Origin of the sequence: Hymenobacter lapidiphilus, from assembly GCF_003417065.2 — a bacterium.
Lineage (GTDB): Bacteria > Bacteroidota > Bacteroidia > Cytophagales > Hymenobacteraceae > Hymenobacter.
In genome coordinates, this window is the sequence record NZ_QVLT01000039.1 from 16,606 (window position 1) to 38,294 (window position 21,689).

A 21,689-nucleotide genomic window follows, 5' to 3' on the forward strand; every position below is an offset into this window, starting at 1 on the left:
TTCAATAGGAGGAAGCATGAGCCAAGATACAATGATTGCGTATTCAATTACATCAATCGTTATCGGGACATTGCTAAAGTTAAAATCCAGTAACATTAAGCATAGCGCTTAGATTTATGCGCCTCCTACTCCGTGCCGATGGAAACGCCTGCATTGGCCTGGGCCACGTGATGCGGCTGCTGGCGCTGGCCGAAATCCTGCGGGCCGATTTTCCGGAGCAGCTGTTCCTGATTCGGGAGCCCGATGCGGCCCTTACGCAGCAGCTCACGGCCGCCGGCCTGCTGGTGCAGGCTCTACCCGCCCGCCCGCTGCCCGAGGAAGCCGCCGACTTGGCCGCCCGCCTGCTCCGGCCCGACGACGTGCTGGTGCTCGACGGCTACGATTTCCGCTACGACTACCAGAATACCGTGCGCGGGGCCGTGCACCGGCTGGTGTACCTCGACGATTTGCACGCCTACCCGCTGGCCGCCGACTTGGTACTCAATCCCGCTGGCGGCCTTACTACTGCTGATTACGAGCTGCGCCAGCCGGGAGCCCGCCTGCTCAACGGGCCCGCTTACGCACCGCTGCGGGCCGCTTTCCAGCACGAGCCAGCCGAAAATGACGCGGCGGAGCCCGACCCAGCCGTAGTATTCGTGTGCCTGGGCGGGGCCGACCCCACCCACCAGACCCGCCGCGTGGCCGCCGGGCTGCTGGCGCTGCCGGGCTTGCGCCGGGTACACGCGGTGGTGGGAGGGGCCTATCAGGGCTGGGAGGCCTTGCACGCCTGGGCCACCGACCAGCCGAATCTCACGCTGCACCGCCACCTAGCCGCCCCGGAGCTGGCCGCCCTGATGCGTGAGTGCGGCGCGGCCGTATGCTCGGCCAGCACCGTGAGCTACGAATACTGCGCGGCCGGCGGCGGCCTGCTGCTGCTGCTACCTACCGCCGACAATCAGCACGACCTCGACCACTACCTGCGCGGGGCCGGGCTGGCCCGGCCCTTCACGGCGGCGGCCAACATCCTCACTTCCTCCGAAGCGGGCCGGTTGGCTTCCCAGCTGCAAAAGGCCCAACACCGGGTGTTCGACGGCCAAGCCCCCGTACGCTTGCGTCAGGAGTTTCAGGCCCTGCGGCGGCCCCCGCCGCCCTTCGCCCTGCGCCCCGCCACCCCCGCCGACTCGGCTCAGCTGCTGGCCTGGGCCAACGAACCGGCCGTGCGTCGATTCTCCTTCAACCCCGAACCAGTGGCCGAGGCCGACCATGAGCGGTGGTTTGCAGCTCGGCTGGCTGACGACCACGCCCTGCTGCTACTGGCTCAAGACGCTGCCACGGGTCGCCCGGCGGGGCTCATCCGGTTTACGGTAGAAGCTGAAACGGCCACGCTCAGCTACCTGCTCGATGCCGATTTCCGGGGCCGGGGGCTGGCGCCGCTGCTGCTGCTGGCCGGCACGCGGCGGCTGCTGGCGCAATTCCCGCGGGTGCGCCGGGTACTGGGCCATGTGCAGGCTGCTAACGCCGCCTCGGTTCATGCCTTCGAGCGGGCCGGTTTTCAGCAGAAGGGCACTATAAATCCGGCTGATTCGCTTACGTTTGTCTGGCTGGGCACGGGCTGAAATCAGCTCCATTCTTAGGCCTCTATTCCGCTACTGTGACTGCTACTATTTCGCCACGCGATAATGCCCAACGGGCTTACCGAAGCCGCCTGCTGTTCAAATTGATTATTGCCTTTGGCGCGGCCAGCCTGGCAGCCAACATCCTGTTTATGAGCCTGCCAGCCGATTACCCAGTGGAAGAGCCGTATGGCTTTGGGCAGCTGGTTATCCTCCTGCAGGCCGGGGTGACACTGCTACAAATCCCAGTGCATATTCTTGCCATCGTGTTTTTTCTACAATGGTTCCGGCGGGCTTATTACAACCTGTGGAAGATTGGCCGACGCCCCGACCACACGGATGGCTGGGCGGTGGGTAGCTGGTTTATTCCGGTGCTGAATCTATTTCGGCCCTACTCCATCATGAAGGAAATCTGGTACGATACAGGAGCCACCACCTCGGCGGCCACCGATTCGCGCACGGTGCTACGCTGGTGGTGGGTGGCATATCTGGTGCATGTTTTCGGCAACTCGATGGCCAATACGGCGATGAAAAAGGCCGAAACGATGCCGCAACTTTTGGGTGCCATGCCGTTCAGCGTGTTTTCCGATGTGGCTGATATTGCCTCTGCCGCCCTCAGCATTCTGGTTATCGGCTACGTGCACCAAGCCGAGCAGCATTGGCAAGGCCGGGCGCAGCTGCAAAGCCTGGGCGGGCCAGCTCCGGAACCGATATCATTACTGCCCACCGAGGAGGAACACTACGGCTAGCGGCGGGCTGCGTATTTTTGCCCCATGACCATCTCCTTTGGCTCCCGCCTCGTGGGCCCCGACCAGCCGCCGTTCATCATTGCCGAGCTCAGCGGCAACCACAACCAGGATTTGCAGCGCGGCCTGGCCATCGTGGATGCCATGGCTGCCGCCGGGGCGCACGCCATCAAGCTCCAGACCTACACCGCCGATACCATGACCCTGCCCGGGGCCTACCGCATCGACGACCCTGCCTCGCTCTGGTACGGCCGCGAGCTGCACGAGCTGTATCAGGAGGCGCATACGCCCTGGGAGTGGCACCAGCCGCTGTTCGAGCGCGCCCGGCAGCACGGTATGCTGGCTTTCAGCTCGCCGTTTGATGAGACGGCCGTCGATTTTCTGGAAACGCTCGACGTGCCGGCCTACAAGATTGCCTCCTTCGAAAACACCGACTGGCCGCTGCTGCGCCGGGTGGCCGCCACCGACAAACCCGTGATAATGAGCACCGGGGCCAGCACGCTGGCCGAAGTAGCCGAGGCCGTGCAGGTGCTGCGCGAAGCCGGCTGCCGTGAGTTGGTGCTGCTCAAGTGCACCAGCACCTACCCCGCCACGCCCCTCAACACCAACCTGCGCACGCTGCCCCACTTCCAGCAGCTCTTCCCCGACACGCTGGTGGGCCTCTCCGACCACACGATGGGCATCGGCGCCTCGGTAGCCGCCGTGGCCCTCGGCGCCTGCGTTATCGAGAAGCACGTAACCCTGCGCCGCGCCGATGGCGGGGTGGATTCGGCCTTCTCGCTGGAGCCCGAGGAAGTGGCCCAGCTCGTAACCGAAACCGAGCGGGCCTGGCAGGCGCTGGGTCAGGTGCAGTACGGCGTACAGCGGGCCGAGGAGAAAAGTCGCCTCTACAAACGCTCGTTGTACGTGGCCCAGGATATAGCCGCTGGTGAGGTTTTCACGAAAGACAACCTGCGCGTAGTGCGCCCCGGCGACGGCCTGCCCCCTCGCTACTTCGACCAGATCCTCGGCAAGCCCGCCCGCCAGGCCCTGCAAGCCGGTACCCCGCTGACCTGGGAGGCGTTGTAATCCAGTTCCATTCCTCTTTAATGTCCCATCCCCCGCTACCGTCCGAATCGTCAGGCTCCCCCCTCTCCGGCGGAGAGGGGAGCCGGGGGGGTGAGGTAACCCGCCTGCGCGACATTTTGCAGCTGCGCTTTACTGACCTGTTTGCCTCGCTGCCCGCCCACGCGCTGGAGCCCATTTCGCCGGCCAGCCCCTGGAAACGGCTGCTGAAAGTGGCCGGCTACGCGGGGCTGCGGCTGGTGGGCAACGTGTTTCGGAAGGTGCGCAACCCCGAAGACCTGCACGGCAAGGTGTGGCTGTACGTGGTGAGCCAGAACAACTACGACTCGCTGCAGTTTCTGCGCGAGGCCCTGCCCGACGCCGTGCTGGTGGCCGGCCAAAGCAAACAGATTGGCCGTTACAACGGGGCAGTTAACCGTCTTTCGCTGCGGCGCAAGCTGCTGTACTATGGGCAGTTGCCGGGCGTGTACCGGGCTCTGCAGCGCACCGAAGGCGAACGGGCCGGGCGGTTCTTCGATTTGATTTTCAACGCCGTCGGCTACTACGAGGTGTACCGGCGGGCATTGCGCCACTACCGGCCCCGGGCCGTGGTGTTTGCCAACGACCACAACGACGACGCCCGGGCCCTGCTGCTGGCCTGCCAGGCCGAGGGCGGGCCTACCGCCTACGTGCAGCACGCCACCGTGAGCACCAGCTTTCCACCACTGGGCTTTGGATTGAGCTTGCTAGAAGGGCAGGATGCGCTGGACAAATACCGCCAGTGCGGCTCCGTAGCCGGCCAGGTGGCGCTGGTAGGCATGCCTAAGGCCGATGCCTTCCTGGCCCGCCGCAACCGTGCGCCCGCCGTGCGCCGGGTGGCGCTGGCCTGCAACACCCTCGACGATACCGCCGCCATCACCGCCGCCCTCGACTACTTGCTGGCCGAATTTCCCGACCTCACCTTCACCTTCCGCCCCCACCCCGGCGACACCCGCGACTTCTCGTTTCTGGCCGCCCGGCACCCGGCGCTGCAGTTTTCCGATGCCCGCCAGCAAAACGTATTCGAGTTTTTAAGTGAGCACGATGCGCTGCTAGCCGCTGACACCAGCACCCACCTGGAGGCCACGCTGCTCAATTTGGCCAGCGTTTATTTCCGCTTCGGCACCCACGGCATAGCCGACGATTACTATGGCTACGTGGCCCACGGCTTGATAGAGCGGGCTGACACGCTGCCGGCTCTGGGCGTCTGGCTGCGGCAGATGCAGCTGTCAAAGCCAGCTGATTTGTACCAGCGGGCCAGTTATTACAACGCCACACTGGGCACTCCCGAAGAGGGCCGCAGCCAGCAGCGGGCGGCGCAGGTGCTGCGGGAGTGGCTGGCAGAAACGGCCCCAACGGCGCGGGTGTAGTTTCCCGTAGAGGCGCGCGGAGGCATGCGCAGAGGCGCGCGGAGCTGTTCTGTTTTACTTTGCGATATGGTTCCTCCGCCGCTGCCCGCTATTACCACCCTTACCGCCGAAGTACGACTGACCTACGTGCTGCAGCATTTTTGGGCGGCGTATGTGGATGTGCCGGCAGTTCGCATTGGCTACTCGGCTATTCAGCCACAGATTGAGGTTGCGGCAGTTGCGCACGGCTTTTTTGCCGCCGCTGCCCCTTACCCTTCTGAGCCGCACTGGCGCGAATGGAATGAGCAGCGGCTGCCGTTCTTCTTCGATGATAACCGCCAACTGCCGCTACTGGAACTGCTGCCAGCCAGCCGAGCGCGTATCAACACTGATATCATTTCGGCCGCCTTTTACCTGCTTAGCGGCTGGCAGGAGTTCTTCTCGGCGGAACGCGACCAGCACGGGCGTTTCCCGTACGCGGCCAGCGTGCAGGCCCGCTACGGCTTCGTGGCCGTGCCAGTGGTCAACTACTACTTCGATATCCTAAAAACGGCCGTCGAGCACGTAACCGGCCAGACGTTGCACCCGCGCCGCTGGGCCGGTGGAGCGGCCTGGGCCTCCTTCATCACCCACGATATCGACAACCTGCGCAACGCCTGGAAGCAACCGGCCAAAGCAGCGTTGCGGCGCGGTAATCTACCAGAATTTGGGCGGCAGCTATGGCGGCACTTCACCCAAAAGGATGCCTGGGACAACCTGGAGCTGGTGCAGCAAACAGTGGCCATATACGGCGCGAAAAGCACGTTCTTCTTTCTGCCCGAGCACCGCAAAGCGGCCAACGGTACCCCCAACGCCGACTACTCTCTTAACTCAGTCAGGGCAGATATAGGGGCTCTGAATGCGGCCGGGGCCGAGATTCAATTGCACGCCAGTTTGGGCACGGCCACCAACCTCAACCAACTGACTCAGGAAGCCATGGTGAAGATGAGGAGCGAGCCCACGGATGTTCCCGGCATCCGCTTCCATTATCTGCAATGGGAACCGCGCATCACGCCCGAATTACTGGGCGACCTAGCCTTTACCTACGATTCGACGCTGGGCTTCGCCGAGCACTACGGCTTTCGTAATTCTTATTGCCTGCCTTTCAATCCTTTCAACTTCCAACGCGGACAACCCGGCAACTTCCTCGAAATCCCGCTCAACGTGATGGACGCCACCCTCCACCACCCCCGCTACCTGCAGCTGGCCCCCGATGAAATTCTGCCGGCCCTCACGCCGATGTTCCAGGAAATCGAGCGGTTCAGGGGCGTCTGCACGGTACTCTGGCACAACGAGAACTTCGACCCGGCCAATCAGCACAACGGCCCCGTGCAGTTCCGCGCCATCATGGAGTACCTTCGCGGCCGCAACGTGGCCTTCGTCAATGGTCAGGATATTTTACTTAGACATGAGCTGGTGAGAGGTGAGAGATGAGACTTTTGTTCTGACTAGCGGCAGCAAGCCATTCGAACGAAAATTCCATTTTTCACTTCTCACTTCTCGCCTCTCACTTCTAAATTTTGGGTATCGTTCAGCGGCAGGGGCTGCGCAACACCGTCATTTCCTACCTCGGGCTGGCGCTGGGCTTCGTGAGCACCACGCTGGTGCTGCCGCGGTTTTTCGAGCCCGGGCAGCTGGGCGTTACCACTACGCTGGCCTCGGTCTCGACGCTACTGGCGCAGGTGGCGGCGTTTGGGTTTGCCAGCGTCGGCATCCGGTTTTTCCCCTACTTCCGCAACCGCGAAAACGGCCACCACGGCTTCCTGCCCTTCCTGCTGGGCGTGCCGCTGCTGAGCTTTGTGGCGGTGGCGGTCCTATTCTGGCTGGGCAAGCCGGTACTGCTGGGCTTTTATGAGACGGAAGTCGCGGCGCTGGGCCCCTACTACGCCTGGGGAATCGTTTTTGCGCTCTTCACCCTGCTGTACTCGCTACTAGATGCTTACCTGAAGGCGCTCTACCACACGGCCTTCTCGTCGTTTCTGCAGGATATTTTGCTGCGGCTACTCATTCTGGGCGGGGCGCTGCTGTTTGCGCAGGGGCTGCTGTCGTTTCACGGCTACGTGCTCTGGTTTATTGGCGTAAACGGGCTTCTGGTGCTGCTACTTACGGGGTATCTGCTGCGCATCGACGAGCTGCACTGGCGGCCCCGGCGGGCGGTACTGGCGGTGCGGCCGGTGCGCGAGCTGTTCAGCATGGGCGCCTTCACGCTGCTCAGCTCACTCTCCGGCTCCATCATTATGTATATCGACACGCTGATGGTGGGCTCGCAGGTGAGCCTGGCGGCGGCCGGCATCTACGCCATTGCCTTCAACATCAGCACGGCGCTGGCTATTCCGGCCCGCTCCCTCAACAAAATTGCCTTCCCGCTGCTGGCCGACTATTGGAAAGAGCAGAACCTGGTGGGCATGGCCGATTTCTACCGGCGTACCACCCGCCTCAACGCCCTTATCGGCTGCCTGCTGGCGCTGGGCATCGGCCTCAACCTGCCGTTCATCTACTCGCTCATGCGGGCCGAATACGCCCAAGGCACGCTGGTGGTGCTGCTGCTGCTGGGCAGCCGCCTCTTCGACGGCATCACGGGTCTCAACGGCCTCATTCTGGTCACCTCGCCGCGCTACCGTTTCGATCTGGTGTTCAACGCCTCGCTTTCGCTGCTGATTGTGGTGCTGAACCTGCTGCTGATTCCGCGCTTGGGCATGGTGGGCGCGGCCGTGGCGGCGGTGGCGGCGCAGGTCAGCATCAACTTGGCCCGCACCTGGTTTGTGTGGCACAGCTTCCGGATGCAGCCTTTTACCTGGCAGATTCCGCTCATCCTGCTCATCACGGCCGCCGCCGGACTGGCCGGCTGGCTGGCACCTACGCTGGCCTCTCCCCTGCTCACGATGCTGCTGCGCTCCACCGTCATCACGGCCGTGTACGGCGGCCTCGCCCTGGCTACCGGCGCGGCCCCCGAAGCCGTGGCGCTGCTGCAAAAAATGCGGCGGCGCTAGCACTGTGCTGTAGCGGAACGGACGTTCTACAGCTTGAAGTCCGACTCTTCCTTGCGGAAATGCTTGAGCACGAGCTTATCGGCCAGGCCGGGGAGCAGGCGGTTGAGCCACACGGTGAGCTTACCCTGGCTGGTGAGGATGAGGTCGCGGCGGCGCTGGCGCACGGCTTCCAGCAGGTGCCGGGCCACTACTTCGCTGCTCATCATGGCCCCTTCGTCGCGGGGCGACTCGCCTTGGGCTTTGCCGTCGGCGGCCAGGGCCACGTTGCGGATGTTGGAGGCCGTGAAGCCCGGGCAGGCCAGCAGCACGTGCACGCCCTGGGGCAGCAGCTCGGTGCGCAACGCCTCCAGGAAGCCGTGCATGGCAAATTTGGAGGCCGAGTAGCCCGTGCGCCCCGGCAGCCCCCGGTAGCCCGCAATGCTGCTAATGCCCACAATTGAGCCCTTGGCGGCCGTAACATAGGGCAGCGCAAACTTGGTGGCGTACACGGTGCCGAAAAAGTTGGTCTGCATCAGCTGCCGGATAACGTCCAAATCAGCATCCCGAAACAGGGCCCGCATACTGATGCCGGCGTTATTGATGAGCACGTCGAGCCCGCCGAAAGCGGCCACCGTTTCGGCCACGGCCCGCTCCGAATCGGCCTCTACGCCCACATCGGCCCGGATAGCCAGATGGGCAATGTCCAAAGCAGCCATTTCAGCGGCAGTTTCGGCCAGCCGGGCTTCGTTACGGCCGGTAAAGGCCACTTTAGCGCCCGCCCGCCCAAACTCCAGGGCCGTGGCCCGGCCAATGCCCGACGTACCGCCCGTAATCAGCACTACTTTATCTTTCATAATCAGCAGAAGTCAGCAGGAATAAACCTGCCCGCAAATTACGCCGCCAACCTGCAATCGACGCCTAAAGGAAGCTTCTCACACCTGCCGACTACAAAATCAGTTGCATCAGCGAAGAATCAGCGCGAATCAGTGATTAGCTTTGCAGGGTGAGGAAATCTGTTAAAAACATCCCGGCGGAGCTGCTCCGCGAAGTCGAAATTACCGACATGGTGGCCGAGGGCAAGTGCCTGGTGCGCCGCGAGAATCTGGTCATTTTTGTGACCCAGGTAGCGCCCGGCGACGTGGTGGACCTGCGCGTGACCAAGTCCAAGAAGAACTTTCTGGAGGCCGTGCCCACCAAGTTCCATAAGTACTCCGAACTGCGCGTGACGCCGTTCTGCGAGCATTTCGGTACCTGCGGGGGCTGCAAATGGCAGCACTTGGGGTACGACACTCAGCTGAAGTTCAAACACCAGCAGGTGGCCGACACCCTGCAGCGCATCGGCAAGGTGGCGCTGCCCGAAATCCTGCCCATCACCCCCTCGCCCGACCAGACCTACTACCGCAACAAGCTGGAGTACACCTTCAGCCACAACGGCTGGCTGACCAACGAGCAGATTGCCAGCGGCCACGACTACGAGCGGCGCGTGCTGGGCTTCCACACGCCCGGCCGCTTCGATAAGATTCTGGACGTGAACCACTGCTGGCTGCAACCCGACCCGAGCAACCAGATCCGACTGGCGGTGCGCGACTACGCCCTGGAGCACGACTTGCCCTTCAACAACCTCGTCACCCAAGAAGGCTTCCTGCGCAACCTCATTATCCGGACGGCCAATACCGGCGACCTGATGGTGATTCTGCAGTGCTACTACGCCCACGACGCGCTGGTGCCGCTGCTGGATTTCCTGGCCGAGCGGTTCCCGCAAATCACTTCGCTCAACTACGTGCTCAACGACAAGGGCAACGAAACCTTCAACGACCTGGAGGTGGTGTGCTACCGGGGCGAGCCGCACATCCACGAAGAGATGGAGGGCCTGCGCTTCCGCGTGGGGCCGAAATCGTTCTACCAGACCAACTCGGAAGGCGCCTACAACCTCTACAAAATCACCCGCGACTTCGCCCAGCTCACGGGTTCGGAGCTGGTGTACGACCTCTACACTGGCGCCGGCACCATCGCCAACTTCGTGGCCCGGCAGGCCCGCCACGTGGTGGGCGTCGAGTACGTGGAGTCGGCCGTGAAGGATGCCTACATCAACTCCGAAATCAACGGCACGACCAACACCGAGTTCTACGCCGGCGACATGAAGGACGTGCTCAACGCCGAGTTCATCGCCAAGCACGGCCGCCCCGATGTCGTCATCACCGACCCGCCCCGCGCCGGAATGCACCCCGACGTGGTGGCCCGCCTGCTCGAAATGCGCGCCCCCCGCATCGTCTACGTCAGCTGCAACCCCGCCACCCAGGCCCGCGACCTGGAGCTACTGGACGAGGCGTACCAAGTGGTGAAAGTGCAGCCCGTGGACATGTTCCCGCATACTCACCACGTGGAGAACGTGGTGCTGCTGGAGCTGCGGTAGCCAGCTGTCATCCTGAGCGGAGCGAAGACCTTATCACACCTTAACGTGTCGTTGTCATGTCCTACTACGTGTACATCACCACAAACCCGGCGAGGAAAGTTCTGTACATCGGCATAACCAACGACCTCACAAGTCGGATGGCTCAACACTATACTAATCGTGGTTCAGCCCAAACCTTTGCAGGCAAGTATTTCTGTTACAATCTGCTTTACTTTGAAGAGCATCAAGACAGCAAAGCAGCCATTGCTCGTGAGAAGGAATTAAAGGGCTGGACGCGAGCGAAGAAGGACGTATTGATTGCGACTGAAAATCCTGATTAGATTTTTCTGGAAACATGAACATAGTCTGTCATCCCAAGCGGAGCGAAGGACCTTATCACGCTCGAACGTATCGTTTACATGTGATAAGGTCTTCGCTTCGCTCAGGATGACAGATTTATACCATATCACATGGACTACACCAACGACCCCGAACTGAACGGCAAATACCTCGGTACCATCACCAAGGATTTCGCCACCGTTTCCGATACGCTCAGCGAAGCGTCGTCGCAAATCCGCAAGCGCGACATTTCGAAGTATCCCATTTTCGTGTTTGCCCGCCAGGAAGTGCCGCTGGGCGGCCTGCTCGTGAATGCCGACGAGCTGAACCTGGAGTGGCACGTTTTCGCCAGCTACCTGGAGCTATTCGTGCAGCAGGGCATCATCAGCGAAGAAGGCATCGAGGCCTTCCAGCAAACCTACCGCGAGCCGAACGAGTACTGCTGCCTCTTCGTGCTCGACGAGGAGTTCACCAACTTCGTCTACATCCCCTACCCGGAGGACTAAAAAAGCCGTGTCATCCTGAGCAAAGCGAAGACCTTATCACGTTTGAACAGACCGTTGTTACGGCACTCGTACGTGATAAGGCCCTTCGCTTTGCTCAGGGATGACAGGGTTCCATTCTTGACACTACCCAAAATGGCTAAACCCCTGGGCTTTCAACGGTACTGGCTGGCCGGCTTTGGTGATGAGGTTGGCGCCTTCGCTCTTCTCGACCATGTGGCCGATGATGGTGATATCGGGGTGGTTTTTGAGCTTGGCGTGGTCGGCGAGCGGGACAGTGAACAGCAGTTCGTAGTCTTCGCCGCCGTTGAGCATGCACATGATAGGGTCGAGGTTGAATTCGCCGGCCACTTCGAGCGTGGGGTTGGCGATGGGCAGATTCTCGGTGAAAATGCGCGCCCCGGTACCGCTGGCCTGGCAGAGGTGCAGCACCTCGGAAGCCAGCCCGTCCGACACGTCAATCATGCTGGTGGGCACCACGCCCAGCTCGCGCAGCTCGTGGATAACGTCCATACGGGCTTCGGGGCGGAGCTGGCGCTGGAGCACGTAGGGGTACTTGTCGAGCTCGGGTTGGGATTCAGGGTCGGCCTGCCAGACCTGCTTTTCGCGCTCCAGCACCTGCAGGCCCAGGTAAGCGCCGCCCAGGTCGCCGGTTACGCACAGCAAATCGTTGGGGCCGGCCCCGCTGCGGCGCACGGCTTTGCCAGCTTCCACTTGGCCCAGGGCCGTTACGCTAATGGTGAGGCCGGCGCGGCTGCCGGTAGTGTCGCCACCCACTAAATCGACGTTGTAGGCTTCGCAGGCCAGTTTTACGCCTTCGAATAGTTCCTCCACGGCTTCCACGGTGAAGCGGGGCGGAATGCTCACCGCCACCACAATCTGGGTCGGCAGCGCGTTCATGGCGGCAATGTCCGACACGTTGACGGCCACGGCCTTATAGCCCAGGTGTTTGAGCGGGCAGAACGTGAGGTCGAAATGCACGCCTTCGGTTAGCAAATCGGTGCTAATGACCAGCTCCTGCCCGGCGGCCGGGGCCAGAATAGCAGCGTCGTCGCCGATGCCGAGGATGGTGCTGGGCTGGGTGAGTTCTACGGTTTGCTGGATGCGGCCAATCAGGCCGAACTCGCCTACTTTATCGAGAGGGGTCATAAATCGTTGATTTTCGCTGATTAACCGTGATTTCGCTGATTTGAATAGCGTAGGGCCGCCGGGTGGCGGGGCTACAAAGGTACGCGGTGAGGGGAAGTGCACTGCGGTTAGCCACCGGCCGGATTTCAAAACCCTGACTGCTTGGCGGATAGTTCGGATAGGATGGCAAACTTTTCTTTGCTAACGAACGTTAGGAATCGTACATTTGACTCCTGCTCTCCTCCGCTCTTCCCACCCGCCCTTTCATGGAAACTATCCAGCTTTCACGCAAAGACCAGATTGACCAGACGGCCACGGCCCTGTTTCGCACCCGCGGCTTTGCGGCCACGAGCATGCGCGAGTTGGCCGCCGCGCTGGGCATGGAGGCGGGCAGCATCTACTCGCACATCCGCAGCAAAGAAGAGCTGCTGCACCGCATCTGCTTCCGGCTGGCCGATGAGTTTTTCGCCGGGTTCGATGAGGCTACCACTGATACCGCGCTACCAGCCGCCCCGCGCCTGCGCCGGGCCGTGGAGAGCCACGTGCGGGTGCTCACTACTGATGTGGCTGCTTCGGCCGTGTTTCTGCACGAGTGGCGGCACCTCTCCGAACCGGCCCGCACCGAGTTTCTGGCCCTGCGCGAGCGGTACGAAGCTGGTTTTCGTGAGCTGATTGCCGAGGGCGCTTCCGCCGGCGAGCTGTATGCGCCCGACCCGGCGTTTGCCGCCCTCACGCTGCTGGCTTCCCTCAACTGGCTGCCCACCTGGTACCGCCCCGGCGGTTCGCTCACGCCCCCCGACATTGCCCACCGCCTCGCCAACCAGCTTCTTTTCGGGCTGGAAGTGCGTTGTTAAAAAAGTAAGAGAACGTTATTCAGAGCGAAGCGAAGATTCTCGCTCGCACTCGTTGAATAATGACTGTTCTAATGAATTCATGCGAGATTCTTCGCTGTACTCTGAATGACGTTTTCTCGATACCAAACACTCCTGTCTCACCTCTAAAAATTCCCACCATGTACGGTTCCGCTTCTACCCACGATATTCCAAACCAGGCTACCACCGGCCTTGAAAACGAAGACCCGATTCTGCTGGCCGAGTTTGAGGCCCACATTGCCCGGGGCGAGAAAATCGAGCCTACCGACTGGATGCCCCAGCTCTACCGCAAGCAGCTCACGCGCATGATTGAGCAGCACGCGCACTCCGAAATCATCGGTTCGCTGCCCGAGGGCACCTGGATTACCCGCGCCCCCGGTTTCCGCCGCAAGATGGCCCAGATGGCCAAGGTGCAGGACGAAGTAGGCCACGCTCAGCTACTGTATTCGGCCGCCGAAACGCTGGGCAAAACCCGGGAGCAGATGCTGTCGGACCTGATTAACGGCAAGAGCAAGTACAGCAACGTCTTCAATTACCCTACGCCCACCTGGGCCGACTCGAACGTGATTTCGTGGCTGATTGATGCTGGCGCCATCGTAAACCAGATGGCCAACGCCAAGGGCAGCTATGGCCCTTATTGCCGGGCCCTCGACCGGATTTGCGCTGAGGAAGCCTTCCACCTTAAGTATGGCCACGATGCCGTGGTGCACTTGGCTACCGGCACGCCCATCCAGCGCCGCATGATGCAGGAGGCCCTCAACCGCTGGTGGCCCGCCATCATGACCTTCTTCGGTCCTTCGGACAAGATGAGCACGCATACCGAAATCCTGATGCGCTGGAAGGTGAAGATGGCCACCAACGACGCCTGCCGCCAGCAGTTCCTGGATATGTACGTGCCCAAAATCTGGGAAATCGGCCTGACGCTGCCCGACGCGAACCTGCACAAAAACGAGGACGGCGTGTGGGAGTTTTCGGAGCCCGATTGGGAAGACTTCAAGCGCGTGATTAACGGCGACGGCCCCTGCAACGCCGAGCGCATTGCCGTACGCCGCGCCGCCGAGGAAAACGGTGCCTGGGTGCGCCGGGCCATGCAGCAGCCTCAGGCCCGCTACGTCCGCCCATTGGCTTAGATCATTAATGCACCAAATGAGAGGAATAGGAAAATGTGATGGTAGTTCACAAACCTATTTCTCCCATTCGGTGCATCTTCCTCATTTTGCACATTACTGAAAATGCTTTTTTCTCTCGACCCGCGCATAAGCCGGCTGGAACTGCCCGATTCGGCGCTGCCCCCGCCCGATAAGGCGGCGCTGGACCAGTTTCCGACCTACGAAGTATTTCACCAGCGCAAGGAAAACACGGCCTACGTATACGTCGGGCCGGTGCATGCGCCCGAGGCAGATGTGGCCTTTCTATTTGGCAAGGAGCAGTTCAGCCGGCGCTTTCCGTGCACGGGCATGTGGGTGGTGCTTACCTCCGCCATCAAGGTAACCGAGTACGGCGACGACCAGCAGTCGGTGTATGACCGGCTGCCGCTACTGCCTGCCGACGAGATAGGCACGGCCGATGCTTCCGGGCTGGAATCCTACGATATTTTCCACCTCAAGAAGCGTGGCAAGGCCCACGCCCATGTAGGACAGGTATCGGCCGCCTCGCCCGAAGCGGCGTTACAGGCCGCCAAGGCTTCTTTCGGCGACCAGCGCCCGGTGGTGAATGTGTGGGTAGTGCGCAGTGCCGACCTGCTGCGCTCCGACGACGACGACCGCGACATGTGGACGACCACGCCCGATAAGAAGTACCGCGAAGCCATTTCCTACAAAGTGCAGGACCGCATCGACCGGTTCAAGCAGGAAGGATAATCAGCATATCAACTATATGAACCCGAAGCTCGACCTACTTTACCGCCTCGCCGACGACCAGCTGATTCTGGGTCACCGCAACTCCGAATGGAACGGCCTGGGCCCGATTCTGGAGGAGGATATTGCCTTTTCGAGCATGGCGCAGGACAAGCTGGGCCACTCGCTGCAGCTGTACATGCTGCTGCACGAGCTGGGCGAGGCCGAGCCCGACACGGTGGCATTCACCCGCAACACACCCCAGTTCCATTGCTGCCAACTCACGGAGCTGCCCATCGGTGAATACGATTTCAGCCTGATGCGCCACTTCCTGTTCGACCACGCCGAGCTGTTGCGCTTCGAGGCGCTGGCCGACAGCTCGTATGAGCCGCTGGCCCTGGTAGCCCGCAAGGTGAAGGGCGAGCTGAAGTACCACGTATTGCACGCCAACACCTGGGTGAAGCGCCTGGGCACGGCCACCGAGGAAGCCATTGAGCGGATGCAGGCAGCCCTGGAGTTCACGCTGCCCTACGCGCTGGGCATCTTCGAAACAACGGAAGCCGAACCCGAAATCATCAGCAGCGGTCTGTTTATTGGCGAAGTGGAGTTGCAGCGCCGCTGGGAAGCCAGCATCAGCAAAGTGCTGGCCCAAACGTCTCTGGTTCTGCCCGACCTGCGCCTGCTGACGCCCGTAACCGGCGGCCGCCACGGCCAGCACACTGAGCATCTGCAGCCGCTACTCGACGAAATGGCCGAAGTGTTCCGCCTCGACCCCACGGCCGACTGGTAGAATTAGGTTCGTTAAGTTGAAGAACCTGTCATGCTGAGCGCAGCCGAAGCATCTCTACCGCTTCGTTATAATAGTAATTCAACGAAGGTAGAGATGCTTCGACAAGATCAGCATGACCGTTTTGAGGGTCACCTTACTCCAATATCAGCTCGCCATGCTCACCGAAGCTCAAATTCTCAACTGGCTGCAAGCCGTCACCGACCCTGAAATTCCGACGATTTCGCTTGTGGATCTGGGCGTGATTCGGGAGGTGCGGGTGGAGGAGGACGGGGGCGTGTACGTGCGCCTGACGCCTACCTTTGCCGGCTGCCCGGCCATGGATTACATGCGCCGCGACGTGGAAACGACCCTCAAGGCCCACGGCATTCCGCGCGTCACCACCGAAATCAGCCTCCGCGACCCCTGGACATCGGATATGGTAACCGACCGGGGCCGCGAGGGCCTGCGCCGCCATGGGCTGGCCACGCCGCCCAAGCTCAACGGCGGCCTCCTCGACCTCGATATTCTGGAGTACGCCGAGTGCCCGCGCTGCCACACCACCAACACGGAACTGCGCACGCCCTTCGGCGCCACGCTCTGCCGCGCCGTGCATTACTGCCACGACTGCCGCCAAATCTTTGAGCAATTCAAACCGATTTAGTGGTTGGTAAACTGTACGGGCGCTGATGGATGCTGGAGCACTTTTTTCCGGTTGAGGGAAAGATTTCGCCGGTATCTTCGTTCGGGGCTTATCCGATTTTATTCCTCGTTTTTTATGATGCGTTTTGTCGCGCTATTGCTGGCGCTGGGGTTGCTGATGGCCAGCTGCAATCGTACTCCGGCCCCCATCGACCCGGCTTCGGCCCAGGCCGTGAAGGTCCAACTTAATATTCTGCGCGATACGGTGGCGGCCCGCTGGAGCGAGATGCAACAGTCGGATGACGGCAAGCAGCGTGATACCAAGCAGCTGTTGCGCGAGCTAAGCGGCCTGCCGGGCACCGACCGCGCCGCGCTGGCCCGCCTGCAGTACGCCAACGACCGGCTGCCCACCCGCCGCTACACCCAGCAAACCATGGCCGACTCGGGCCTGATTGACGCCTACGATTCGGCCCAGGATTCGCTCTTGCAGGCGGTATACGGGCTGGTGCCGCTACCCACTTCGCCCAATGTAGAGGCTACGCCTGTTTTGATGCTGACCGGCCAAATTCAGGAGGCCGATGCGGAGCTGGTGGGTTTCCGGTCGCGCTACGACCAGGCGGCCATGCGCTTCAACAACTATCTGCAGCTGCATCAGGCCGAAATTCAGCAGTTGGGCAGCAAATACGCTCAACTGCAGCCCCTACCGCTATTCACGCTGCATAACTGACATTTCGGTTCAACCTTAGCCGAACCTGCAATACCAGCGTATGGGCGCAGGGCTCAACCAGCCGGCAACTTGGTCCGGGCGGCCCTGAAGGCCAGCAGTAGCGCCCCGGCAGGCAGCAGCAGCGTTGCCAGAAACAGGATACTGTGGTAAGCCGGGATAAAGCTCCAGTCGAGCCAGAGCATCAGCCCCTGCAGAAACAGCAGCAGCTCCGTGAGCACGAAGCCCGCCAGCAGCAGCCAGGCCCCCAACCGCGCCGCCCGCCCCCGCAACGAAATGAGTCCTTGCGCATGTAACAGGGCCAAAACTGTGAGCGTGGTAGCACCCAGCGTAACCAGGTGCACAAAACCAATAACGAAGTTGCGCACCGTAAACGACATGATGGCCACGTAGGGCACGGCCACAGCCGCGTGTACCACGGCTTTGAAGGCCAGCGAGCCAATTCCGAAGGCCCATAGCCCGCGCAATAGTGGCGCGAGCGGCGCCATCAGCTGCCGCAGCGCCGGCCACACCGCCCGCAGCCACTGCACCACGCCCAGCAACTGTAGCAGTACGCCCAGCGCGGTAACCGCATAAATGGCCGGATGCCGCTCGGCCCAGGCCACCGCCAGGCCATAAGTAGGCAGCAGACTGCACAGCAGCAGCACAAACGCCTGCCGCAGACGGGCTACGTTTAGGGGTAGCTGCCGCTTTTCGAGGTAAGCCACTACCAGCCCCAGCGTGCCGAACATAAACCACCCGTTGAGCTGCCCGTGCAGGAAAAACTGAATGGCCAGGTAAAACAGGGTCATGTTGGGAGGCTTGGCGCTCATGATGGCTCCCAGCGCCCACAGCCCCAGCGTAGAAAGCACGATGCTGCCCAGGCCCGCCAGCAGGTAGGGCAGCGCGGCTGAGCCATCCAGCTTCCGGCGCAAATCGGGCCAGAGCAGCCCCACGGACACGTACGAGAGCAGCACGTGCAGTGAGGTAGCCGAAATGGAGGCAACCGAATAGCCCTGCACCGCGAACAGGCCAAAAATGGCCACTACGGTCAGCTGGGTGGCCCAGAACAGATAGGTGTAAGCCCGCCGTTCAGGACCAGCCAGCAGCACATAGCCCGCGAACAGCACCAAGTAGACCCAGCCCAGCATGGCCCCGTGGCTGTGCGAGTGCATGATGTTGCGGTATTCCACACCGGGCACTTCCCACAGGAAGATGTACCGCATCAGCGCCCCCAGCAAAGCCGCCACCGCCAGATTAACAAGGGCCAACTGTACCCACCGACGGGCGGGCGGCCAGGAATCGGGCGGTGCAAGCATACGGGGCAGCGTGGGTCAGAAGGTATCAGATGTAAAATTATCTGGCTTTCCAGGCTGGACACATGATTTCTGTCAGCCAGGGGTTTGATTTTCGTCATGGAAAGCGCCAACCGGGTACCATAGCTTTGATGAGCTGAAACCGGGCTTTTCCCTGATTTCATTTCACTCTTTCCCAACCCCTTCCCGATGGCATTTTCAACCAACCTCCCCTCCATCCGCTCCCTGGTCCTGGCAACGGCGCTGTTCGCGGGCGCTACCGCCTTCAGCGCCTGTGGCGGCAGCGAAACCCCAACTGAGACGACCACCAGTACGGGCAGCGTCTACGAATCGGAGGCGGCCAAAAAAACCCTGGCCAAGGCCGGGACTGAGGAAGCCAGTGCTGGAATCTTCACCGCCGACCAGGTGAAGCTGAGTCCTATCGTCGACAAAGCCATGGCCGCCAAGGGCAAGGCCTTGTCAGAGCTGAAATGTCAGTCGTGCCACAGCATGGGTTCCAACCGCGTGGTAGGGCCCGGTTGGGAGAATATTACGGAAACCCGCGCGCCGGAATGGATTCTGAACATGATAGTACACACCGACAAAATGCTCGAAACCGATCCGGAAGCCCAGAAAGCCCTGGAACAGTGCATGGTGCGCATGCCTAACCAGGGCCTCTCGGAAACGGAAGGCCGTGAGGTGCTGGAATATATGCGCACGCTGGTAGCGAAGAAGTAGCCAGCCCCAACCGCCGAATGCCCTTCCGGCCGGCCAGGCGCAGTAGCCGGAGGAGCATTTCAGCGTGTTACGCAGGCGCCGGTTTGCCGGCAATACTATCGGATAGTGCACCTCTTTCAAGTTTACAGAACCCAGCGTATGCGCTTCCTGACTAAATTCTCGCAAGTCCGAATCGGACTTTTGGTAACGGCCCTTTCCACGTCTGCCCTCCTGCTCTCCTGCCAGGAAACCGGTAAAGACAAGCCCGCCGATACGGCGGCAGTGGACCTGAACGCCCCGCTGACCGGCACCGTAACGGCCGAGCTCACCGATGCCCCGCTGGTGCCCAAGCCCCTCACCTACAATACGCCCAAAAAGGTGATGGTGGAGCTGGAGGTTATTGAGAAGGTGATGAAAATTTCCGACGACACGGAATACACCTTCTGGACCTTCGGCGGCAAAGTACCCGGTAAGTTCATCCGGGTGCGGGTCGGCGACTTGGTCGATTTCACCCTGAAAAACGCGGCCGATAGCAAGGTGGTGCATAACATTGACCTGCACGCCGTGAACGGCCCCGGCGGTGGTGCCGAAGCCACAAACGTGGCGCCGGGGCAAAGTGCCAACTTCCAGTTTCGGGTGCTGCAACCGGGCCTGTTTGTGTACCACTGCGCCACCGGCCCGGTGGGCATGCATATCGCCAACGGCATGTACGGCCTCATTCTGGTAGAGCCCGCCGAAGGCCTGCCCAAAGTAGACCGGGAGTTTTACCTGATGCAGGGCGACTTCTACACTAAAGGCAAGTTTGACGAGAAGGGTCTGCAGCCCTTCGATGAGGAAAAGGCCATTAAGGAACAGGCCGATTACGTGCTGTTTAACGGCCGCGTGCGCTCCACCACCGGCAAAAACGCGCTGCAGGCCAACGTGGGCGAAAACGTCCGGCTGTTTGTGGGCAATGGCGGGCCCAACCTGATTTCCTCGTTCCACGCCATCGGCGAAATATTCGACAAAGTGTACATGGAAGGCGGCAGCGCGGTGAACCACAACGTGCAGACCACGCTCATTCCGGCCGGCGGCTCCAGCACCGTGGAAATGTCGTTGCAGGTGCCCGGCGTGCTGAACCTGGTGGACCACTCCATCTACCGGGCGTTCAACAAGGGCGCCATTGCCCAGATTAAAGTGAGCGGCGAAGAAAACCCGGCAGTTTTCAAGTCGAACAAGTAGGCGGTTTTGCCCCGTTGAAGCAGTTGGTGGTATGGAAAACATGAAGCGTTTCGTCTTTCTGATTCTGCTGTTTGCGGCTTCAATCGGTGCCGGCGCGCAGCCTGGCCGGGCCAAGGGAAAACCGATGCATACCGTTGCGAAAGGCGTATATGAGCCGTTTTTTCGCACCGCCACTACCATGCCTGTGCCCGTGGCCGCTTTCCGGATCGACGAGTACGCGGTAACCAACGCCGAATTTATCGGGTTCGTGAAGCAAAATCCGGCCTGGCGCCGGTCACGGGTAAACCGGCTTTTCGCCGACAAAAACTACCTCCACCATTGGGCCACCGACACTACCCTAGCCCCTGCCGATGCAAAGCTCTTGCAGGCCCCGGTGGTAAGCGTGTCGTGGTTCGCCGCGCAGGCCTACTCCAGATGGCAAGGCAAGCGCCTGCCCACCGTGGCCGAGTGGGAGTTAGCCGGCAACGGCAAACCGCGCAACATCCGGTTCGACTCCCTCACCGACTACATCTTGGATTGGTACAAGCGGCCCAACCCGAAAGTGCTGCCGCCGGTGAAGTCGACCTACCTCAACCAATACGGCCTGTATGATATGCACGGCCTGATTTGGGAGTGGACCTTCGACTTCAACAGCTTCGTGGGCTCCACCGACTCGCGGGGCAATACCACCGACGAAGTACAGGCCTTTTGCGCCGCCGGGGCCGTGAATGTGAAAGACAAAACCGACTACGCCGGCTTCATGCGCTACGGCTACCGGGGCAGCTTAAAAGGCAATTTCTGCATTCAAAACCTGGGCTTCCGCTGCGCCAAAAGCATTTAATCATGAAACAAACCCTTCTGCTGGCCCTCTCTTTCCTGCTGCTGGCCGGCTGCAGCTCCCATCAGGAAGAAGCCGCCAAAGCCTCGCTGGTTCCGCCGACTGCTCCCACAACCACCCGCCCGGTTGCCGGCCTGCCGGCGGAAAGCGTGTACCAGCTCCTCGACACTTTTGAAACCCAGGATAAAAAGCCGTTGCTGCTGTCGGAGCTGGCCGGTAAGCCCACGGTGCTGGCCATTGTTTTCACCAACTGCGGCTACGCCTGCCCCCGCCTCACCGACGATATGAAAGCCATCGAAGCCAGCCTGGCAGCTTCGGCCGGCCGCATCAACTATGCGCTGGTCAGCTTCGATGTAGCCCGCGACACGGCCGAGCAACTGAAAAAGTATGCCACCGACAAAGACCTGGGCAAAAACTGGGTGCTGCTCCATGGCTCCGACGAGGCCGTACGCACCTTATCGGTGCTGCTGAATGTGCAATATGAAAAGACGGAGGACGGTAACTTTGACCTCCCCCCAATAGCTGGACCGCCCAAAACTAGAGGCTCAGGCGTTTTGACCTCCCCCCAATAGCTGGACCGCCCAAAACTAGAGGCTCAGGCGTTTTGAAGCTCGACTGTAATAGCGGCTGCCATTACTTGATCGGGCGTTAAATTCTGGAGCGAACTGTGGGGTCGGAAGC

The 21,689-nt window shown here is 61.1% G+C and carries 22 protein-coding genes; 19 read left to right on the forward strand and 3 right to left on the reverse strand.

Annotated elements, in window-relative coordinates; genetic code table 11:
• Positions 1-116: 116 nt before the first annotated feature.
• The 6 genes from pseG (at position 117) to D0N36_RS16980 (ending at position 7,799) form a co-directional block, all read left to right on the forward strand.
• Positions 117-1,595, forward strand: coding sequence for a UDP-2,4-diacetamido-2,4,6-trideoxy-beta-L-altropyranose hydrolase (gene pseG, locus D0N36_RS16955; RefSeq protein WP_116943015.1), 1,479 nt, complete (start codon positions 117-119; stop codon positions 1,593-1,595).
• A 35-nt stretch (positions 1,596-1,630) separates the two neighbouring features.
• Positions 1,631-2,341 (forward strand): DUF4328 domain-containing protein, encoded by a 711-nt coding sequence (locus tag D0N36_RS16960; RefSeq protein WP_116943016.1) that lies wholly within the window; start codon positions 1,631-1,633, stop codon positions 2,339-2,341.
• Positions 2,342-2,365: 24 nt separating this feature from the next.
• On the forward strand, positions 2,366-3,406 hold the full coding sequence (gene pseI, locus D0N36_RS16965) for a pseudaminic acid synthase (protein ID WP_116943017.1): 1,041 nt from the start codon (positions 2,366-2,368) through the stop codon (positions 3,404-3,406).
• 20 nt (positions 3,407-3,426) lie between these two features.
• On the forward strand, positions 3,427-4,791 hold the full coding sequence (locus D0N36_RS16970) for a glycosyltransferase family protein (RefSeq protein ID WP_242478977.1): 1,365 nt from the start codon (positions 3,427-3,429) through the stop codon (positions 4,789-4,791).
• Positions 4,792-4,857: 66 nt separating this feature from the next.
• Complete coding sequence (locus D0N36_RS16975; RefSeq protein WP_116943018.1) at positions 4,858-6,243, forward strand: DUF7033 domain-containing protein; 1,386 nt, start codon at positions 4,858-4,860, stop codon at positions 6,241-6,243.
• Positions 6,244-6,329: 86 nt separating this feature from the next.
• Positions 6,330-7,799 (forward strand): lipopolysaccharide biosynthesis protein, encoded by a 1,470-nt coding sequence (locus D0N36_RS16980; protein WP_116943019.1) that lies wholly within the window; start codon positions 6,330-6,332, stop codon positions 7,797-7,799.
• Positions 7,800-7,825: 26 nt separating this feature from the next.
• Here D0N36_RS16980 and D0N36_RS16985 read toward each other — a convergent pair whose 3' ends face one another.
• Positions 7,826-8,632 carry an SDR family oxidoreductase gene (locus tag D0N36_RS16985; RefSeq protein WP_190242733.1) on the reverse strand — a complete coding sequence of 269 codons (807 nt, stop codon included), beginning with the start codon at positions 8,630-8,632 and terminating at the stop codon, positions 7,826-7,828.
• Positions 8,633-8,781: 149 nt separating this feature from the next.
• Between D0N36_RS16985 and rlmD the strand changes: the two genes are divergently transcribed.
• From rlmD to D0N36_RS17000, 3 genes are all read left to right on the forward strand, one after another.
• Positions 8,782-10,191 carry a 23S rRNA (uracil(1939)-C(5))-methyltransferase RlmD gene (rlmD, locus tag D0N36_RS16990; protein WP_190242734.1) on the forward strand — a complete coding sequence of 470 codons (1,410 nt, stop codon included), beginning with the start codon at positions 8,782-8,784 and terminating at the stop codon, positions 10,189-10,191.
• Positions 10,192-10,247: 56 nt separating this feature from the next.
• A complete protein-coding gene (locus D0N36_RS16995) occupies positions 10,248-10,511 on the forward strand; it encodes a GIY-YIG nuclease family protein (RefSeq protein WP_116943021.1) in 264 nt (87 codons plus the stop codon).
• A 129-nt stretch (positions 10,512-10,640) separates the two neighbouring features.
• Positions 10,641-11,015, forward strand: coding sequence for a hypothetical protein (locus D0N36_RS17000; protein ID WP_088463068.1), 375 nt, complete (start codon positions 10,641-10,643; stop codon positions 11,013-11,015).
• Between the two features lie 123 nt (positions 11,016-11,138).
• Here the strand turns inward: D0N36_RS17000 and thiL are convergent, their stop codons facing one another.
• Entirely contained in the window at positions 11,139-12,161 is a 1,023-nt protein-coding gene (thiL, locus tag D0N36_RS17005; RefSeq protein ID WP_116943022.1) for a thiamine-phosphate kinase, read from the reverse strand.
• Between the two features lie 245 nt (positions 12,162-12,406).
• Between thiL and D0N36_RS17010 the strand changes: the two genes are divergently transcribed.
• The 6 genes from D0N36_RS17010 to D0N36_RS17035 all read left to right on the forward strand — a co-directional run bounded on the left by D0N36_RS17010 (position 12,407) and on the right by D0N36_RS17035 (position 16,982).
• On the forward strand, positions 12,407-12,994 hold the full coding sequence (locus D0N36_RS17010) for a TetR/AcrR family transcriptional regulator (protein ID WP_116943023.1): 588 nt from the start codon (positions 12,407-12,409) through the stop codon (positions 12,992-12,994).
• Positions 12,995-13,152: 158 nt separating this feature from the next.
• Entirely contained in the window at positions 13,153-14,142 is a 990-nt protein-coding gene (gene paaA / locus D0N36_RS17015; RefSeq protein ID WP_190242735.1) for a 1,2-phenylacetyl-CoA epoxidase subunit PaaA, read from the forward strand.
• Positions 14,143-14,244: 102 nt separating this feature from the next.
• Positions 14,245-14,871 (forward strand): phenylacetic acid degradation b, encoded by a 627-nt coding sequence (locus tag D0N36_RS17020; RefSeq protein WP_116943024.1) that lies wholly within the window; start codon positions 14,245-14,247, stop codon positions 14,869-14,871.
• A 16-nt stretch (positions 14,872-14,887) separates the two neighbouring features.
• A complete protein-coding gene (gene paaC, locus D0N36_RS17025) occupies positions 14,888-15,637 on the forward strand; it encodes a 1,2-phenylacetyl-CoA epoxidase subunit PaaC (protein WP_242478978.1) in 750 nt (249 codons plus the stop codon).
• A gap of 154 nt (positions 15,638-15,791) precedes the next feature.
• The gene (gene paaD, locus D0N36_RS17030) at positions 15,792-16,277 is read left to right on the forward strand and encodes a 1,2-phenylacetyl-CoA epoxidase subunit PaaD (protein ID WP_116943025.1); all 486 of its coding nucleotides are present in this window, start codon (positions 15,792-15,794) and stop codon (positions 16,275-16,277) included.
• Positions 16,278-16,391: 114 nt separating this feature from the next.
• Positions 16,392-16,982 (forward strand): hypothetical protein, encoded by a 591-nt coding sequence (locus D0N36_RS17035; protein ID WP_147320953.1) that lies wholly within the window; start codon positions 16,392-16,394, stop codon positions 16,980-16,982.
• A 53-nt stretch (positions 16,983-17,035) separates the two neighbouring features.
• Here the strand turns inward: D0N36_RS17035 and D0N36_RS17040 are convergent, their stop codons facing one another.
• Positions 17,036-18,277, reverse strand: a complete 1,242-nt coding sequence (locus D0N36_RS17040; RefSeq protein WP_147320954.1) for a hypothetical protein — start codon at positions 18,275-18,277, stop codon at positions 17,036-17,038.
• Between the two features lie 186 nt (positions 18,278-18,463).
• On the opposite strand from D0N36_RS17040, the gene D0N36_RS17045 reads away from it, so the two are divergent.
• The 4 genes from D0N36_RS17045 (at position 18,464) to D0N36_RS17060 (ending at position 21,580) form a co-directional block, all read left to right on the forward strand.
• Positions 18,464-18,991 (forward strand): c-type cytochrome, encoded by a 528-nt coding sequence (locus tag D0N36_RS17045; RefSeq protein ID WP_116943028.1) that lies wholly within the window; start codon positions 18,464-18,466, stop codon positions 18,989-18,991.
• Positions 18,992-19,129: 138 nt separating this feature from the next.
• Positions 19,130-20,191: a copper-containing nitrite reductase gene (nirK, locus tag D0N36_RS17050; protein WP_116943029.1), complete on the forward strand. Its 1,062-nt coding sequence runs from the start codon at positions 19,130-19,132 to the stop codon at positions 20,189-20,191.
• A 40-nt stretch (positions 20,192-20,231) separates the two neighbouring features.
• Positions 20,232-21,011 (forward strand): formylglycine-generating enzyme family protein, encoded by a 780-nt coding sequence (locus tag D0N36_RS17055; RefSeq protein ID WP_200793388.1) that lies wholly within the window; start codon positions 20,232-20,234, stop codon positions 21,009-21,011.
• 2 nt (positions 21,012-21,013) lie between these two features.
• A complete protein-coding gene (locus D0N36_RS17060; RefSeq protein WP_116943031.1) occupies positions 21,014-21,580 on the forward strand; it encodes an SCO family protein in 567 nt (188 codons plus the stop codon).
• The last annotated feature ends 109 nt before the right edge of the window (positions 21,581-21,689 follow it).